Raw genomic sequence first — 17,438 nt, 5'->3', positions numbered from 1 at the left:
CGTTCTGCCGCGATTTGCCGTTGCGGCGATCGCGCAAACACGAATGGCGCAATTGCCGGACGGCCCTCGGACACTGATCCGGGGAGATGGTCCCTCTTCGCCGCGTCCCCGTCGTGACCGCCGACAAAGACATCAGCCTCGAGCAGACGGCCATCTCGGCCGATGGACATTTGTCCGCGCCACCGGCTCGTTCACGGGCGCGGATCGCCTTCCAGGAGACGCGCATCGGCGAGTCGAGCGCGGACGACGACGCAGACGCGGAGCCGCCGTCGAACGCCGACATCGGCCTGCTCGAGACGCACATCTCCGCGGCCCCACCCGGCAAGCTGGCGCTGCTCGCCGACGGCGACGACGAGCAGCGCATGAAGGCCCTGATCAAGGGCAAGCTGTTCCGCACTCGCAGCACCCCGCTCAAGATCAGCCGCTACACCGTGCTCGATCGCCTCGGCGAGGGCGGCATGGGCGTCGTCTACACCGCCTACGATCCGCAGCTCGACCGCAAGGTCGCGCTCAAGGTCCTGCGCGACGAGACCACCCGCACCGACGCGGTCGGCTACAAGCGCCTGCACCGCGAGGCGCAGGCGATGGCTCGCCTGTCGCACCCCAACATCGTCACCGTGCACGAGGTCGCCGAGCACGACGGCCAGCTGTTCGTGGCGATGGAGTTCGTGCGCGGCATGAGCCTCGACGCGTGGATGCGCCGGCGCGACCGCTCGTGGCGCGAGGTCCTCGCGGCGTTCGTGCAGGCGGGTCGCGGCCTGGCGGCGGCCCACGCCGCGGGCATCATCCACCGCGACTTCAAGCCGCACAACGTGCTCGTCGGTGACGACGGCGCGGTCAAGGTCCTCGACTTCGGCCTCGCCCGCGCCGTCGAGCACGCCGGCAGCGACGAGCTGCTGATCACCGCGAAGAGCGGCGAGTCGGCCGGGCTGCCGCTCCAGTCGTCGCTGACGCAGACCGGCGCGATCATGGGGACGCCGGCGTACATGGCCCCGGAGCAGCACGAGGGCCGGCCGGCCACCGCGGCCAGCGACCAGTTCGCGTTCTGCGTCTCGCTGTTCGAGGGCGTGTACAGGCGCCACCCGTTCTCGACCGAGTCGCTGGCGAGCCTCATCGGCGACGCGATCGTCGGCCGCGTCGCCGCGGCCCCGCCCGGGTCGGGCGTGCCGGGGCGGATCTACAAGGCGCTGGTGCGCGGCCTCGCCGTCGCCGGGGAGCAGCGCCACCCGTCGATGAACGCGCTGCTGGCCGAGCTCGAGCGCGATCCCGAGGCCCAGCGCCGCCGCGTGTTCGCCTCGACCGCGTTCGCCGGGTTCGTCGGCGCGGCCGGCTTCGGCCTGGCGGCGCTGCAGCAGCCGGCCGCGGGCGCGCCGCTGTGCGGCAGCGCGGCCGACGAGCTCGCCGGGGTGTGGAACAGCGAGCGCAGCGAAGCTGTCCGTTCGGCCATGTCGGCCAGCGGTGTCGCGTACGCGCGCGACACCTGGTCGCAGGTCCAGCCGCAGCTCGACGCCTACGCGAGCCGGTGGATCGCCATGCGCGAGGAGGCGTGTACGACCCACGCGTCCGGCCACCAGTCGGACCACCTGTTCGACCTGCGCACGGCCTGCCTCGACCAGCGGCGCGCCGGCTTCGCGGGGCTGGTCGACACGCTCGCCTCGGCCGACGCCGAGGTGATGGAGAAGGCGATGCAGGCGCTGTCGAGCCTGCCCCCCATCGAGCGCTGCGGCGACGTCGCGGCGCTCAACGCCGACGTCGCGCCACCCGACGATCCTCGCGCCGGTGTGCGGGTGCAGGCGGTGCGCGAGACGCTGGCGCGCGCCGCCGTGCAGGAGGGCGCCGGCCGCTATCAGGCCGGGCTGGCGACGATCGCGGCGGTGGCCGACGAGGCCTCCGCGATCGACTACCCGCCGCTACGCGGCGAACTGATGCTGCGCCAGGGCAGCTTGCAGATGGAGGCCGGCGACTTCCCGGGCGCCGACGCGGCCTTCAGCCAGGCGCTGTGGACGGCGCTCGCCGCCGACGACGCTCGCACCGCGGCGCAGGCGGTGTCGAAGCGGATGTTCCTGCGGGCCGCTCGCATGAATCAGCCGAGCGAGGCCCTGCGGGACCTCGAGCTCGCGCAGGCGCTGCACGTCCGCGTGCGCGGGGACGTCGAACTGGTCGCCGAGTTCGAGAACAACCTCGGCGCGGCGTACATGATGGCCGGCGACTACGCCGGCGCCCGCTCCCACATGCTCGCGGCCGTGTCCTCGCGCGCCGAAGCCGGCCTCGGCGACTCGGTGCTCAACGCCTACTCGCACAACAACCTCGGCTACCTCGCGACCTTCCTCGGCAACCAGGCCGACGCCGCCCAGCACTACGCCGACGCACTGCAGCTCGGCGCTCGCCTCCTCGGTCGCAACCACCCGAGCGTGCTCCTCGTGCGCCTCAACCTCGGCACGGCGCTGGTCTGGCAGAACCACCTGTCCGAAGGCGCATCCCTGCTGACGATCACCACCGACGCGCTGGAAGCAGCGCAGGCGACCACCTCGCCGACCTACGCGTGGGCGCGGACACGACTCGGGCTCGTCGCATTGAAGCGACGCGAACTCACGCGGGCCCGGACCGAGTTCGAGGCAGCACGCACCGCCTTCAACGCCACCGACCCCGACGAGACCAGCGCGCGCGAGGCCATCTACGGCCTCGGCGACGTCGCCGCGGCGAAGGCCGAGCTCGGCGAGGCGCAGGCGATCTACGACGGCATCGTCGACAGCGTCGAGCGCCGCTTCGGCGCCGACCACCCCGAGGCCCTGCTCGCCCGCATGCGCTTCGGCGAGATGTGGCTCGTCCACCTCGATCGTCCGCTCGAGGCGCTGCCGCAGTTCGCCCGCGTGACCGCAAAGTGCGGCGACGCGGCGCCCGACATGGCGGTGCTGTGCGGCGACGCGGCCCGCATGACGGGCGACGCCAAGCTGCGCCTCGGCGCCCCGGGCGAGGCGAGCGAGCCCCTGCAGCAGGCGCTCGCGCTGTACGAGCGGATCCAGGGCGAGTCGAGCCCGGAGATCGTGGCGACGCTGCGGTTGCTCGGCGAGGCGGAGCTGGCCCAGGGCCGAGCCGACGAGGGCGTGTCTCACCTGCGTCGCGCTGCCGCGCTGGCGCTCGCCGACTTCGACGCCGACCACCCCGACCTGGCCCAGACTCAGTTCAGCCTGGCGCAGGCGCTCGCCGCCGACAGCGCGACCGGGGCCGAGGCGCGCCGGCTGGCCGCCAGGGCGCTCGCCATCTACGAGGCCCGCGGCGAGGCGTTCGCGCCCGAGATCCGCAGCATCGAAGACTGGCAGTCGACGCACTCGACATGACCCGAAGGCCAGGCGCTCGGCGCTTCGGCCGGCCCCTCGACGGCGACCGCCGCCCGGGCAGCGGCGTCGCTGCCGAGGCGGCGGAGGTCGAGCGCGGCGCTCACACGCGCGACAGCGCGGCGAGCAATTGCTTCCCGAGCTTCTTGTCGGTCATGTAGATGTAGGCGATCCGGCCGGCCAGGCTGGACAGCGTCTCGCCTTCCTTCAGCGGCTTGCCGTGGGCCAGGTTGTGCACGGCGGCCCGGACCTCGCGCTTGAACTCGCGGGGCGCGCGGGGGCCCTGCCCGCCGTTCACGACCAGGCCGGTGACCTGCTGGCGGCCGCCGGAGCGGTGCACGCGGGTCTTGTCGGGGTGGACGGTGAAGCCCTCGGCGGCGGCGATCATGGAGATCCCGCCGAGCAGGCTGCCGACGTGCGGCTTGCCCTTGTGGTCGTTCGGCAGGCTGAACGTGAGGTCGTCGGCGTAGCGCGTGTATCGCCAGCCGTGCTTCTTGGCCAGGCCCTGCAGGCGGCGGTCGAGCCGCAGGCACAGCGTGTTGGTGATCGCCGGGCTGGTCGGGGCGCCCTGCGGCAGGCAACGTGGCCCGAGGGACAGGTAGTAGGTCGTGCCCTCGACCTCGGCGACGTGGCGCGGCGCCTCGGTGCACAGCAGCGCCAGCAGCGTCGCGATCTGCTCGCGGTAGCCGGCCTTGCGGAACACCCCCTTCACCCGCGGCAGCGTGACCGTGGGGAAGAAGTCCTTGAGGTCGACCTTCAGCAGGATCTGCGAGTCGCGGTGGACCGCCGCGTTGCTGGCGGTCGAGCGGCCGTGGAGGAACCCGTGGGCCGCGCCGTGGACCGGCAGGCGCTCGACCACCTCGCGCAAGATCCACCGCTGGGCCGCCTTGAGCGTGCGGTGCGGGGCCCAGATCGCCCGCTTGCTGCCGTCGCGCTTGGGGATCTCGAAGCGGTAGTAGTTGAGCTTGGTCGCCGCGTCGCGGTGGTAGGCCAGGCGGCGCAGCTCGGCGATGCTGACCCCGAGCGCCTCGGCCAGCTCCTTCGGCTTGTCGAGCTTCGGCAGCTCGTTCTCCGCCTGGCGCTCCTCGGCGCCGGGCAGGTCCCACTTGTCGTGGTCGAGCTGGTCGTTCCAGAACACGCCCTCGCCGAGGTGGACCAGGTGCGCGGCCTTGTAGGCGAGCCACGACTCCTTGGCGAGCCGGCGCTTCTCGGCCGCCTCGTCCTTGAGCGACTTCTTGTAGCGCTCGAGCTCGGCCTTGCTCATGCTCTCGGTCGGCTTGCGCTCGACCAGGTAGCCCTTCTCCTTGAGCTGGGCCTCGATGTACTTGTCGCGCCCGCCGGCGGACTCGACGGCCCGCCAGGTCTCGAGCATGCGGTTGTAATCAATGCGGTTGGTGGTGGCCATGGTGGTCTACCCCGCGCTCCCGTCGAGAAAGCCGCGCGCCTCGAGGTCGTCGACGCGCTCGAAGAAGGCCGCTCGCGCCTCGGCGACCGAGCCGAACACGAAGCTCTGCACGCGCAGCTTGGCGCCGCGCGGGCCCCAGCGGATCCGCAGGCGCTGGCGGTCGAGCGAGAGCTGCACGATCTCCTCCGACTCGCCCGTCGCCCCCGCCGCGACCGGCAGGCGGCGCGCGTAGGTGCGGGTCTCGAGCGTGATCGTCCCGCGCTCGGCCCCGCGGGCCTGGCGGCGCCGCTCCTCCTCCTGCGCCTGGGCGATCCGCAGCCCGATCAGGTGGGCGCACGGGCCCTCCTTGAGCTTGTGCTTGCGGTAGAACGCGCAGGTGCACTCGGCCCCGCGCACGCGGCCGTCGTCGTCGAGCGTCAGCTGCGGGCGGTAGTCGCGGCGGTCGGCGGTGACGGTGACCTTGCCGGTCAGCTCGAGGCCGACGCCGTAGATCCGGTTCTCGCTGGCGATCTTGACCGCGCCCTTGGCCACGAGGTCGTGCGCGGCCTTCTCGCGGGCGTTGCGGTAGACGAGGCGACCGAGGTCGATCGCGCCGCCGAGCAGCGGGCGGTAGCGGTAGCGGTCCTGCGCCAGGTCGTACATCACCTGGCCGTGCTGGCAGGCCAGCTGCAGCGCGGCGCGCACGTCGGCGATCGGCTTCTTGGTCGACTTCGCCAGCTCGTCGGCGGACGCGACCCACACCTTGCCGAGCTGCTCGAGCACCGCCGACAGCGTGGCCGCGGCCTCCTTGCCGCGGTCGCGCGGGAGCAGCTGGTCGAAGCCGACGGCCTGCGACCAGTTGGCCGAGGTGAAGCCCGACAGGCCGAGGGTGAAGGTGACCGGGCCGGCGCGCAGCACGTAGAAGCTGGGCAGGCCGGAGCCGAGCAGGTGGATGTCGACGGTCTCGACGAACGGCAGCAGGCGGCGCAGGAGGCTGAGGCGGCGGCGGCCCCAGATCCGCACGAGCGCCGGCTGGCGGCCGGTGAAGGGCCCGGCGCTGGTGGCGAGGACCAGCTCCCACGGCTCGAGCACCAGGCGCGGCGGCTCGCCGGGCACCAGCTCGACGCGTACGCCGCGGCCGCCCTGCTTCTTGTCGGCGTTGAGCCGCAGGTGACGCAGCACGTTGTAGAGGTCGATCGCGGCGATCCGCACCGCCGTGGTCGGCAGCGTCGCCGCGGCCTGGACCTGCAAGAACCCGCGCAGCCAGCTGTCGGGCAGCTGGATCGACTTCTCGATCACCGGCGGGCGCGTCGCGTCGCTGGCGACGGTGACGGCGTCGGTGCCGATCGCCAGCCGGGTCTCGCGGTAGCTGCGGATCCGCTGCACCCCGTCGAACAGCGCCTTGCTGTAGTCGATGTTGGTGGTGCCGTGGACCAGCTCGCCGACGCGGTCGACGGCCGACCAGTCGATCGCCATCTGCGCGTAGGCGCCCTCGTCCTTGGAGAACACCTCGAACAGCAGCTTGTCGGGGTGCACGGTGACGACCGGGTCGAGCACCACCCACGCCGACGGGTCGTTGCGCGCCAGCCAGTCGAAGTAGGCCTGCTGGGCCTGCCACGCGCTCTGGCCGGCGGTCTGCTTCTTCAACCGCATGTACGCGAGGTACGCGGTCCTGTCCTTCGGGACATAGCGGAAGTCGGAGCTGACGACCTCGTACAGCGCCGACAACGCCTCGCGCACCAGCAGCGGCTGCTTGAGCGCGCCCTCGGCCCGCACCGGCCGGCGCTCGGTGTTGGCGAAGATCTGCAGCTTCGCCGACCCCTCGCCCGCCTCCAGCTGACTGGCCCCGGCGTAGCCGAGGCGGACCGGCGTCCGCGGGTCCGTGAGCTGCTCCTCGGGCTTGCCCGACTCCGGTTCCTTGGTCTCCTCGCTCACAGCGACACCTCCCAGCGGCTACGGCGTACCTTCGGCGATGCGGCGGCGGCCTCGATCCGCTTGGCCCGCCTGAGCGCGCGCCAGGCCGCCTTGCGCAGCTCCTCGTCTTCCTGCTCGTCGGCGCCGACCTTGCTCAGCGCCTTGAACGCCGCGTCGTCGCCGATCTGGCCCAGCGCCTCGACCAGGGCCATCCGCGCCGTCTCGCTGGCGTTCTTGTCGGCCAGCGCCTTGGCGAGGCCGGCGACGTCGCCCAGCTTCACCAGCCAGGTCAGGACCACGCCCTGGCGGTGCGCGTCGCCGGCGGCGCCGCGCAGCGCGGGCTTGGCGTCGTCTGCCCCCTGGGACAGGAGCCGCGCCAGCGGCCCGGCGTCGTCGAGCACCGTCGCCGCCAGCGGGGCCGCGGAGCCCTTGCGCTGGCCGAGGCCGGCGGCGGCCAGCGTGCGCAGCTCGCCGTCGCTGCCGCCGAGCACCGCCTTGAGGGCCTTCTCGCCGGCGGCGCCACCTGCCCCTGCGGCCAGGTCGATGACGGCCTGGCGGCGGATCTTGCGGCCGTGTACGGCGTGGGCGGTGCCGTCGGCGGCGAGCGAGGCGGCGGCCACCAGTTCGTCGCCGCCGACGTCGAGGCGGGCGCAGGCCCACAGCAGCGCGAGGTACGGGCCCTCGAGCTCGCCGAGGCGGTGCGTCTCGCCGTGGACGAGGCGCCGGTACTCGCCGAGCCAGGCCTCGCGGTAGGCCTTCGTCGCGGCGACCAGCGCGTCCTTGTGCTTGTTGGCCCCGGCGCCGGCGCGGCCGATCACCTGGGCCGCGACCATCGCCGTGCGCGGGTGCGCGAGGCCGAGGTGCGGGGCCGCGGCGTCGATCGGCAGCGGGTCGCGGTTGGTGAGGATCTGGACCAGCGGACCCATGTAGAGGTCCTGCCGGCGCAGCTTCGGCAGCAGCGAGAACAGCCGGACCACGTCGCCGCGGTCGCGCAGGCGGTTCAGCAGCTCGCGCTCGAGCGGGGCGTGGTAGCTCAGCACCATCGCGTAGTCGGGCTCGAGCGAGTCGGGCCCGTGGTGCTTGCGCAGGCTGAAGGCCAGCGCCTGGGCGACCGCGCTGAAGCGCTCCTCGCCGAGGCGGGCGGTCAGCAGGTCGGCGGTGGTCGGGTCGGCGCAGTGCTCGAGCAGCGCGGCGACGGTCTGGCGCACGCCGGGGTCGGCGTCCTCGACGCGGCCGCGGATCAGGTCCCACGCCTCGCGCGTGCCGAAGTAGCGCAGGCCGATCAGGGCCCGGCGGGCGACGCCACCTGTCCCCTTGGCCAGGCGCGTGAGGATCCCGAAGATCCGCTGCGGCTGGCCCGGCTGGGCCTCGGCGGCCTTGCCCATGTGGCCGAGCGCCTCGGCGGCCTCCTCCTGCAGCGCGTGGCCCTCGTCGGACACAAGGCGCAGCAGCGTGTCGAGCGCGCGGATGTCGGCCAGGGCCCCGAGCGCCCGCACCGCGCGGCGGCGGATGTCGAGGTCGGGCTGGAGGTCGACGCTGGTGAGCAGCACGCTGCTGCCCTCGCCGCGGCCGCCGAGCGCCAGGCCCTCGGCGGCGAGGAACGACACCATCGGGTCGCTCGACTTGAGCGCGGCCAGCAGCGGCTCGGCCGGACCTGTCCTTTTGCGCAGGCGCCAGCCGAGCGCCTCGGTCGCGCGGGTCGCGATCTCCGGCTTCGGGTAGGTCCACAGCGGCGCGAGGCTGGGGTCGACCTCCTTGCCGCGGGCCCAGCGGAGGCCGGGCAGGATGTTCTGCAGCGTGCGGTCGTCGGACAGCCGGCGCGCGGCCTCGGTGATCTGGACCAGCACGGCGTCGTGGCGCGGGAACTGCTTCGACTCCCAGTCGGCGACGCGCGGGCCGCTGCTCACGTCGTCGTCGTCGTCGTCGTCGTCGTCGCTGGTGAAATCGTCGTCGTCGTCGTCGGTGAAATCGTCGTCGTCGTCGTCGTCGAAGTCATCGTCGTCGTCGTCGTCGTCGTCGTCGAGGCCGGCGTCGCGCAGCGAGGTCGGGCTCTGCGGACCGGTGTCGTCCGGATCCTCGATGCGCTGGTCGTAGCCGGAGATCGTGATCAGGGCGCCGAAGGCCGCGGCGCGGCGCTTGGGGTTGTCGACGTAGGCGAGGATCCGCGGGACCTCGGCGACCTGGCGGAAGCCGGCGGCGGCCTGCAGCAGGTTGTCGACGCGGGCGGTGCCGGCCGGGTCGCGGTCGATGCGGTCGAGGAAGGCCTGGGCCGCGCGACCGTCACCGAGCCGCTGCAGCGCGCGGATCGCCTCGCTCTGCTCGTTCGCCTGGTCGGAGCGCAGCATCTCGACCAGCACGTCGAACGCGGCCGCGTCCTTGTGGGTGGCCAGCTGCAGCGCCGCGGCGAAGCGGACCGCGCGGTACTTGGACTTCAGCGCGCCGCGCAGCGCCTGGGCCGCGGGGCCCTTGCCCTCCGGCTCGTAGGCGCCGGCCAGCCCCTGCACGCCGGCCAGCCGCAGCTTCTCGGCGCGGGCGCCGAGCGACAGCGTGTGCACGTACACCCACGCGGCAGCGCGGGCCTTTTGGCCGGCCTCGGTCTCGGCCTCGGGCGAGCCGGGGCGGACGCCGCTCTTCTTCTCCGCCAGCAGCTTGGCGGCCTCCTGCTCGAGGCCGTCGTCGCGCTGCAGCAGCGTCTCCTCGAGCACCTTGAGCCCGACCGCGGCGCCGCCCTCCTGCGACAGCAGGCCGAGGCCCCACGAGCCGGTGTCGCTCTGGCCGGTGGCCAGCGCCTCGGCGGCGAGGGTGGTGTTGTCGACCCCGAGCGCCTTCAGGCCGTCGAACGCCTGGCGGCGGATCGTCGCCTGGCCGTCGCCGAGCGCCGGGACCAGCACCGAGATGGCCGCGGCGACATGTTCCGGAGCACCTTTCTCTTTCGACTTGTGACCGGCGAGCGCGAGCACGCGGGCCAGCGCGGTCTGGCGGATCCGCGTCTCGGCCGGGCCGCCGGGCAGGCGCGACAGCGCCGCGTAGGCGCCGAACACGATCTGGCGCAGCTCGCCCGGCGCGTAGGCCAGCTTGGCCGCGCCGCGCTGGCCGGCCTGCGTCTTGGCGGCCGCGAGCGCGCGGTGGAACCGCTTGCTGAACACGGCCCACTGGCGGTCGAGGCCCTCCTGCTTGTCCTCCTGCAGCGCCTCGAGCAGGCGGGCGGCGCGGACCTTGAGCTGCGGGTTGGCCCGGCTGTCGCCGAAGGTCGCCAGCTCGGCCAGGGCGCGCACGTTGGCCTCGGGGAAGGTCCACTTGGCCCGGCCCTCGCCGCGGTCGTTGAACAGGTCGGTGACGAACTTCGCGAACGCCGGGTCGTCGCCGAAGCTCTCGAGCGCCTGCGCGGCGAGCAGGCGCACGCGCGGGTGGGCCGACGACAGCGCGGCCAGGCAGCGGTCGGGCACGCCGTCGCCCTCGACCATCTCGCGCATCATCAAAAGGAGCAGCGCGCGGCTCTGGATCTTCTCGTCGTTGGAGTCGAGGAACGCGACCAGCAGGTCCTCGTTGGCGAGCGCGAGCGCGGCCAGCAGCGCCTGCGCCGGCGGCGGCGCGGCCTTGCCGGGCGTGAAGATCAGCGACGCGCCGGCCGGGTCGCCGATGAACGCGAGGCCGAGCGCCGCCTCGCTCTGGACCGCCGGGTCGGAGTGTTGCAGCGCGGCCTGGAGGGCGAACACCGCGTTGGCGTTCTCGGGCCGGGCCATCCACGACAGCGCGGTCGCGGCGGCGCGGCGGATCTGGCCCTCCTTGTGCTGCAAGAGCGGCAGCACCGCGTGGCTCGGCGTCGGGTCGCCGAGCTCGGCCAGGCCGCCGAGCGCGCGCACGACCCGGTCGAGCCACTTGGCCCGCAGCGGCTGCACCTCGGGCTCGGGCGCCTCGACCATCGCCTGCAGCGGCGCGCGCACCGAGCTGTCCCCGTGGACAGCCAGGGCGCAGGCGGCCCGCACGACCACGTCGGGGTACTTGCTGGTGAGCGCGGCCGGCAGCGCCTCCTCGCCCTCGCCGGTCAGCAGCGCGTCGACGGCCAGCTGGCGGACCGTCTCCTCGTCGTCGTCGATCGCCTTGACCAGCAGCTCGTGGGTGCCCGGCGCCTTGCGCTTGGCCAGCACCTTGACCGCCTCGACGCGCAGGTCGATCCAGCGCCCGGCGAGCGCGACCGACAGCGGCTCGGCGCCGATGCCCTTGGTCCGCTTGAGCGCGAACTCGAAGGCGTCCTTGCGCAGGCTGGGGTCGGCGTCGCCGAGGAGCTCGAGCAGGAGCGGCCAGGCCCACGACTGGGAGATCTGGCCCATCACCTCGTTGAGCACCTCGCGGCGCACGTCGGCGTGGATGCTCTTGAGGACGAAGCGCAGGCTGCCGGCCCCGCCGCCGCCGACCTCGAGGCTGAGCGCGGCCTTGAACGCCTCGGAGCGCACGGTCTTGCCGGCGTCGCCCAATGCGCGCTCGAGCAGCGCGATCGCCTTCGGGTCCTCCTTGCCCTTGCCGGCCTTCTTGATCTGCTTGACCAGCAGGTCGAGGCCGCGGCGGCGCACGTCCTCGTGCTCGGCGAACAGGCCGGCCTCGGCGACCGCGAGCGGGCCGCCGTCCTCGAGGCCCGCGAGCGCGGTGAAGGCCGCGTCGCGCACGCTGGCGTCGGCGTCGCGCAGCATCAGGCGCAGGCGCGCCCCGCCGCGCGGGTCACCGAGCTCGGCCAGCGCCTTGCACGTGTCGACCCGCACCGCCGGGGTGGTCTCGCGGCTCAGCTGCAGCAGCGTGCCGAGGGCCCGCGGGTCCTGCAGCGACGCCAGCGCGGCCGCGCCGGCCAGGCAGGTGTCGAGCGCGCGGCTGGCCATCGCCTCGAGCAGCGGCCGCTTGTCGGCCTCCACCAGCTCGGACAGCGCGACCTGCTTGGCCTTCGGCAGCTCGTCCTCGACCTTGCCCTTGGAACCTGTCTCTTTGGACTTGCCCGAAGAGCCAGACTCGGCCGCGGCCGCCTTGACCTCGTCGACCGGCGAGCGCGCGGTCTCGATGTCGTGCAGCTGGCGGTGCAGCGGCTTGTCGCGGCAGCGCAGCGCGGCGGCCAGCTTGGGCCGGGCCAGCAGCGAGATCAGGAACGCCGCCTGGCGCACGCCCGGGTCGGTGTCGGCGGAGAAGCGGCGCAGCGCCGCCTGGACCTCCGGCAGCGCCAGCATGTCGCGCTGGTAGAAGCGGATCAGCGCGGTGCGGCGGATGTCGGCCTGGGTCGCGCGCAGGGCGATGAGCTCGGCCTCGGGCGAGCTGGCGTCGTGCAGGTCCTCGAGCGCGGCGAGGGCGGCGACGCGGACCTCGCGGTTCGAGCCCGACAGCGCGGTGACCAGGCGGGTGAACGCGAGGTCGTCCTTGCGCGCGAGCTCGGTCAGGGCGGTGATCGCCGCGGTGCCGATGTCGCGCTTGCCGACGGCCAGCGCGAGGTCGAAGATCCGCAGCGAGTCGGCGCCCTCGAGCTTGAGCAGGCCGGCCAGCGCGGCCAGGCGGACCGCCTCCTCGCCGGCGCGCAGCAGCGGCTCGAGCAGCTTGATCGCCCGCGGGCTGCCGGACGCGCCGAGCAGCTCGGTCGCCAGCACCTTGAGGCCGTGATCGTCGTCGTTGCTGACCCGCTGCGCCAGCGTCTCGAGCGACTTGGCGTCGTTCCAGCCGGCGAGGGCCCGCAGGGCCACCTCGCGCAGCTTGGGGTCGCGGCGCTTGAGCTCGTACTCGGCCCACTGGTGCGCGCCGTAGTAGACCAGCTCGCGGTCGCCGAGCTTGCCCTCGGCGTCGATCGGGAACAGCCGCAGCGTGTTGTCGATGCAGGCGGCGACCAGGTGGTCCTTGCCCTTGTACTGGCCGAGCGCGAGGGCCACGACCTTGGCCAGGCCCTCCTTTTGCGCGGCCGGCTTGCGCTGGCCGGCGCCGCGGACCCACGCCTTGATCTGCGAGTCGAGGCCGGAGGTGTAGAAGCGGTCGCCCGAGCCGTTGACGATCGCCGTCGTCTTGTCGGTGTGGCCGTTCTTGCCCGAGCGGTCCTCGGGGTCGAGGTCGCCGCGCACGTGGGTGAGCAGCAGCTTGTGGTCGACCGCGGCCGACATCACGCGCAGCTCGTCGGGCTCGAAGCACAGCGCCGTGACCGCGCCCTCGTGCAGCTTCTTCGACTCGCCGGCGTAGAACGCCTCCTTGTTCTCGCAGTCGAACACGCTGAGCGTGCCGCGGTCGCTGCCGACCACCAGCCACGTGCCCGACGGGTCCGACGCGATCGCCGTGGCGAACTCGCTGAGCTCGATGCGCTGCAGCTCCTTGCCGTCCTTCTTGGCGAGGATCACCAGCTGCTTGCCGGCGACCACCGCGAGGCGGCCGTTCGCCGCCGGCGCGAGCGCGACCGGCGGCGGGTCGAACACCGGCCCGAGCGGCTTGGGCTCGCCCTTGTCGAGCCCGGCCTTGTAGACCCGGCCGTCGCTGCCGGCGACGAACACGTGGCCGTCGTCGGCCGCCAGCGCGACGCCGCCGGCCGGCAGGTCGCCGACCACCAGCTCGCCGGTGTCGAGGTTGAGGCGGTACAGCGCGGTCGCCTGCCCCTCGGGGTGGACCGCGGCGATCAGCAGCTGGACGCCGTGGGCGAGGATCGCCTTGAGGTCGCCGCGGATCTGCGTGTACTTGTCGTTCGTGAAGCGGTCGGTGACGGGCGTCGACATCAGGCGGCCTCCGGCGAGAGCTTGAGGTCAGGGTGAGCGGCGCCGACGCGCGCGAGGGCGACCAGGCAGGCCGCGCGCTCGCTCGCGCCGCGCGAGCCCATGAATTCGACCAGCACCGGGCCGGCCAGCCCCGCGAACACGCGGTCGGCCTCGGCCAGGTCGCGCATCGCCTCGACCAGCGCCAGCTTGGCCTTGCGCGCCGGCAACGGCCGGAGCTTCCTGGCCTTCGGGGCATGTTCCAAGGGCGTCGTGACGCCCTCGGCGTCGGCCTGCTTGGCCTCCGCGCTCGGCTTGGTCGGCGGGATCGTGAACAGCATCCGGCGCATGAAGTCGCGCAGCGCCTCGCCCGCGGCCGGCAGCCCGCTCGGCCGCGCCGGCGCGCCCGGGCCCTCCGGCGGCTCGATCTCCGCCTTCTTCGCCGTCGGCTTGGGCCCCGGCGCCGCCTTCGGCTCCGGCCGCGGCGCCGGCTTCCAGCCGTCGGTGATGCCGCGGTCGCGATAGAGGTGCCAGATCGTGCGGACCACGAAGGCGACGACGTGCCGGTCGGGGCTCTCGCTCAGGCGGAACAGCTCCTCGGGGATCGCCAGGCGAGCGTCGCGGCGGACCAGGCCCATGCCGATCGCGCGGACCTCGGGGATCAGCGACTCGCAGAACGGGTAGACCGCGGCCGGCGTCAGCGTGGTCGGGTCGATGCGGAAGCGCTTGTTGTCGGCGTTGTCCTCGGCGAAGAGCGCCTTGGCGATGAACTCACGCACCTCGGCGTAGGGCGACTCGACCACGCCGAGCAGCTCGGACAGCGGCGGCGACCAGCGGGCCAGCTCCCAGCGCGCGAGGTCGAGGCCGAACTGACGCACCGGCGCGCGGCTGTCGGTGAGCAGCGGCTTGACGCGCGCCCACGACAGGAACTCCGCGGGGACCTCCGCGCCGGGGTCGACCGGGCGGTCGGTGAGCGCGAGGCTGATGTCGGGGTGGTGGCGGCGGACGTACTGGCGGGCGAAGTCGGCCTGCGGCGCGTCGGCCGGGCCGGGGCCGGTGGCCATCTCCCACAGCCGCTCGCAGCCGGCCTGCACCGAGTCGCCGCTGAAGCTGCGCTGCTCGCCGGCCAGCATCTGCAAGAACGCGGTCTCGGAGATGATCTTGATCGGCGCGCCCTTCTCGACCAGCTTCTCGGCCGCGACCTGCTTGCTGCCCTTGCGGCCCTGGCCGTACAGGGGCGAGCCCTCGTCGCCGATCACCAGGTAGTCGAGCTTGGCCGTCACGCTGCCGGCGTTCTTGCCCTTGGCGCCGGTGACCTTCGCCTCGGCGTCGTCGCGCTTCATCGTCGCCAGCTTGCCGGTGAAGAGGAAGGTCTTGCCGCCGAGGTCGACGCTCTTGGCCGCGCCCTTGGCCTCGGCCTTGGGGGCCTCCTCCTGCTTGGGCGCGAAGTCGGCGGGCACCAGCGCCTTCGTCATGTACTCGAGCGCGAAGCCGCGGTACTGCGGCTCGGGCCGCAGCGCCAGCTGCATCAACCAGTCGAAGCCGAGCTGGCTCGGACGGAACCGGCGCACGTCGCTGAGGAACCCGAGCGCGGTGGCGGCGAGGCCGTCGTCGAACTCGAGCGCGCGGGCCCACGGGCGCCCGCTGGCGATGAGCTCGGCGATCCACTTGTCCTCGGCCCAGGTCGGCTGGAACGCGACGGCGCGCCAGAACCCGGCGTCGATGTCCTCGGCCTTGACCTTCTCCTCGGCGATCCACTTGAGCAGGGTCTGGCGCGCGTACGGGTGCAGGACCATGCGCGCGAGGAACTCCTTGCCGAGCTCCTCGCCGGGGAAGCGCGACAGGGCGTCGAGCGCGAAGTTGGTGGCGTTGGCGGAGATCCGCGGGTCGTCGAGCAGGTCGCGGAAGTACGCGGCGCCGAGCGACTTGTAGGTGTGGACCTTGGGCAGCAGGTCCGACGCGAACGCGAACACCTTCTGCCGGCTGTCGAGCAGGCGGTCGGTGAACCACGCCGGCGTCAGCTCGCGCGCGCCGAAGTGCTTCCGCAACGCGGCGACCGCGAGGTCGTGGCCGTACTGGGTGCCGAGCAGGCGACCCCACGCGTCGAGGCCGATGTCCTTGCGCGGGTCACGATCGCCGAGCAGGTCGGCGACCAGCTTGCGCACCTCGACGTTGCTGTTGTTGGCCAGCAGGATCAGGCGGTCGAGCGCCAGGTCGCGCGCGTGCGTGCGCGCGTAGTTGGCCGCGTAGGCGCGGGCCGAGTCGGCGCGCGAGTCGAGCAGCTGCAGCACCGGCTCGTGCAGGCCGAGCTCGCGGAAGCTGCCCTGGTCGAACTTCGGCACGTTGGACAGCAGCCAGATCACGAACTCGTCGACCGTCGCCGAGCCGACGGCGATCAGCCGCGCCGCCCACGGCGCCTCGACCTCGCGCAGGTTGGCGCGGAAGTCGGTCTTCAGCGCCTGCACCGCGAACTTGCGGACCTGCTCCGACCTGGCCCGCTCGAGCAGCTGCAGCACCGGCCGCGGCGTCCGCCGCCACAGCTCGGCGTAGGCCCGCTCGTTCAGCTGCGGCGCGCCGGAGCGGTACAGCTTGAAGTTGCGGCGCGTGTACTTCTTCGTCTCGTGATGGATGATGTGGTTGTAGACCCACGTGTTCTGCCACGTGGTGTTGTCCTCGTAGTGGCAGAGGAACGACACCGCCGCGTCGACGTAGGCCGGCGCGGCCGACTCGCCGAGGCGCCGCAGGAACCGCCACGCGCGGCGGACCAGGTAGCCCAGCGTGTGCCGCGAGATCTCGCCGACCTTGCGCTGCTTGGTCGCGTACGCGTGGTCGAAGCGGACCGCGAGCGCGCCGAGGATCTCGACGTCGCCCCTGGCCTCGGCCTCCTTGAAGATCTGCTTGAGCCCGCGCCACGGGCCCCAGCGCAGCGGGACCTTCTGGATCGCGTCGAGCAGCGCGGCGCGCTCGTAGGCGCCGGCGGAGCGCTGCCACAGATCGAGCAGGACCTCGTGCAGGCGCAGCCGCGGCGGCAGCGGCGACTCGGCGTCCTTGGCCTCGAGCGCGCGCATGCTGTCGATGCGGTAGCGGGCCCGCTCCTGCGGCTTGCTGCGCGTGAACTTCCAGCTCGTCAGCTGTTGCGTGAAGCTCGCGTAGGTCAGCGCGCCTTCTCGCGGCGGCTTGTCCGGTCGTGGGTCGGCCGCGTTGGCGAGGCTCACGATCAAGGTGGACAGATCCGGATCCCGGCTGTCCCACGCGCGGCGGATATCATCGAGGCTGAGTTCGAGGGCCATCGCCTGCTCCCGAGAGAGGGAGCCGGAGCATGCCGCGAACGGTCGCGGGCTTTCAACTGCCGCAGTCGCGCCTCGGCTGTCCATGTGGACAGGTAGAGCGCTCGATCCCGCGCTCGAGCTCGGGACTTCCCCCGTGATTCCATGGGACCCCGACGAATGTCCTTGCAGGTACAGATCGCGCCGAGATCCTCCGCTCTGCCCGTGATAAAAGCGTTCGCATGACGACCACCCGCAACCCGTGGACCCTCGCGCTCTTGTTCGTCACCGTCGCCGCCCTGCCCGGCTGCAAGAAGGAAGCGACGAGCTCGCCCGACGCCGGCGGCGGTGATGCGGCCGCGGACGACGGCGACGGCGGCGGCGGTGACAACGGCGGCTACGACGGCCCGACCGAAGATGTCCTCACCGTCGACGCGTTCGAGGAGACGATGCAGACCAAGCAGAGCGACGTCGCCGACTGCTTCGCCCAGGCGAAGGAGGCCAAGCCCGACCTCGCCGGCAAGCTCTCCCTCGAAATCACCGTCGCCGGCGACGGCTCGGTCCAGACCATCAAGTTCGAGGACTCGAGCACGATCAAGGAGGCCAGCATCACCTCCTGCGTCGAGGAGAAGGCCAAGGGCTGGAAGTTCCCCAGGACCCGCGACGGCAGCCCGATGACCCTGCCCTACTCGCTCAACCTGTCGTGAGCCCGACGACGACCACGGGGTGTCGCGAGCGCGAGGGCTGCGTGACCGGCTGATCGGCGTCGTCGGGATCGAGCGACGGACCAGCGGCGGCGTATTCGAGGTCGGGGCCGCGTGACAGACCCCTGCCGGCGGTG

The 17,438-nt window shown here is 72.9% G+C and carries 6 protein-coding genes; 2 read left to right on the top strand and 4 right to left on the bottom strand.

What is annotated here, in order from left to right; genetic code table 11:
* Positions 1-113: 113 nt before the first annotated feature.
* The gene (locus K7C98_RS29890) at positions 114-3,338 is read left to right on the top strand and encodes a protein kinase domain-containing protein (protein WP_224195208.1); all 3,225 of its coding nucleotides are present in this window, start codon (positions 114-116) and stop codon (positions 3,336-3,338) included.
* 100 nt (positions 3,339-3,438) lie between these two features.
* On the opposite strand, the gene K7C98_RS29885 is transcribed toward K7C98_RS29890, so the two are convergent.
* Genes K7C98_RS29885 through K7C98_RS29870 form a run of 4 tightly spaced genes read right to left on the bottom strand, consistent with a single transcriptional unit; the run spans position 3,439 to position 16,621 of the window.
* Positions 3,439-4,740 (bottom strand): reverse transcriptase family protein, encoded by a 1,302-nt coding sequence (locus K7C98_RS29885; RefSeq protein ID WP_224195207.1) that lies wholly within the window; start codon positions 4,738-4,740, stop codon positions 3,439-3,441.
* A gap of 6 nt (positions 4,741-4,746) precedes the next feature.
* Entirely contained in the window at positions 4,747-6,654 is a 1,908-nt protein-coding gene (locus tag K7C98_RS29880; protein ID WP_224195206.1) for an SWIM zinc finger family protein, read from the bottom strand.
* Positions 6,651-13,355, bottom strand: coding sequence for a HEAT repeat domain-containing protein (locus K7C98_RS29875; protein WP_224195205.1), 6,705 nt, complete (start codon positions 13,353-13,355; stop codon positions 6,651-6,653). The genes K7C98_RS29880 and K7C98_RS29875 overlap by 4 nt, the downstream gene beginning before the upstream one ends.
* Entirely contained in the window at positions 13,355-16,621 is a 3,267-nt protein-coding gene (locus K7C98_RS29870; protein WP_224195204.1) for a hypothetical protein, read from the bottom strand. Before K7C98_RS29870 ends, K7C98_RS29875 begins: the two co-directional genes overlap by 1 nt.
* Before the next feature lie 218 nt (positions 16,622-16,839).
* On the opposite strand from K7C98_RS29870, the gene K7C98_RS29865 reads away from it, so the two are divergent.
* Complete coding sequence (locus tag K7C98_RS29865; RefSeq protein ID WP_224195203.1) at positions 16,840-17,304, top strand: AgmX/PglI C-terminal domain-containing protein; 465 nt, start codon at positions 16,840-16,842, stop codon at positions 17,302-17,304.
* The last annotated feature ends 134 nt before the right edge of the window (positions 17,305-17,438 follow it).

The sequence above is a fragment of the Nannocystis pusilla genome, assembly GCF_020073745.1.
GTDB lineage: Bacteria > Myxococcota_A > Polyangia > Nannocystales > Nannocystaceae > Nannocystis > Nannocystis radixulma.
The sequence above is the reverse complement of the archived record's forward strand: the minus strand, read 5'-3'. Positions and strand labels throughout refer to the sequence as shown.

Coding starts and splice junctions, on each gene's coding strand:
- K7C98_RS29865 (WP_224195203.1), top strand. CDS start 16,840: ATGACGACCACCCGCAACCCGTGGACCCTCGCGCTCTTGTTCGTCACC.
- K7C98_RS29885 (WP_224195207.1), bottom strand. CDS start 4,740: ATGGCCACCACCAACCGCATTGATTACAACCGCATGCTCGAGACCTGG.
- K7C98_RS29870 (WP_224195204.1), bottom strand. CDS start 16,621: ATGGCCCTCGAACTCAGCCTCGATGATATCCGCCGCGCGTGGGACAGC.
- K7C98_RS29875 (WP_224195205.1), bottom strand. CDS start 13,355: ATGTCGACGCCCGTCACCGACCGCTTCACGAACGACAAGTACACGCAG.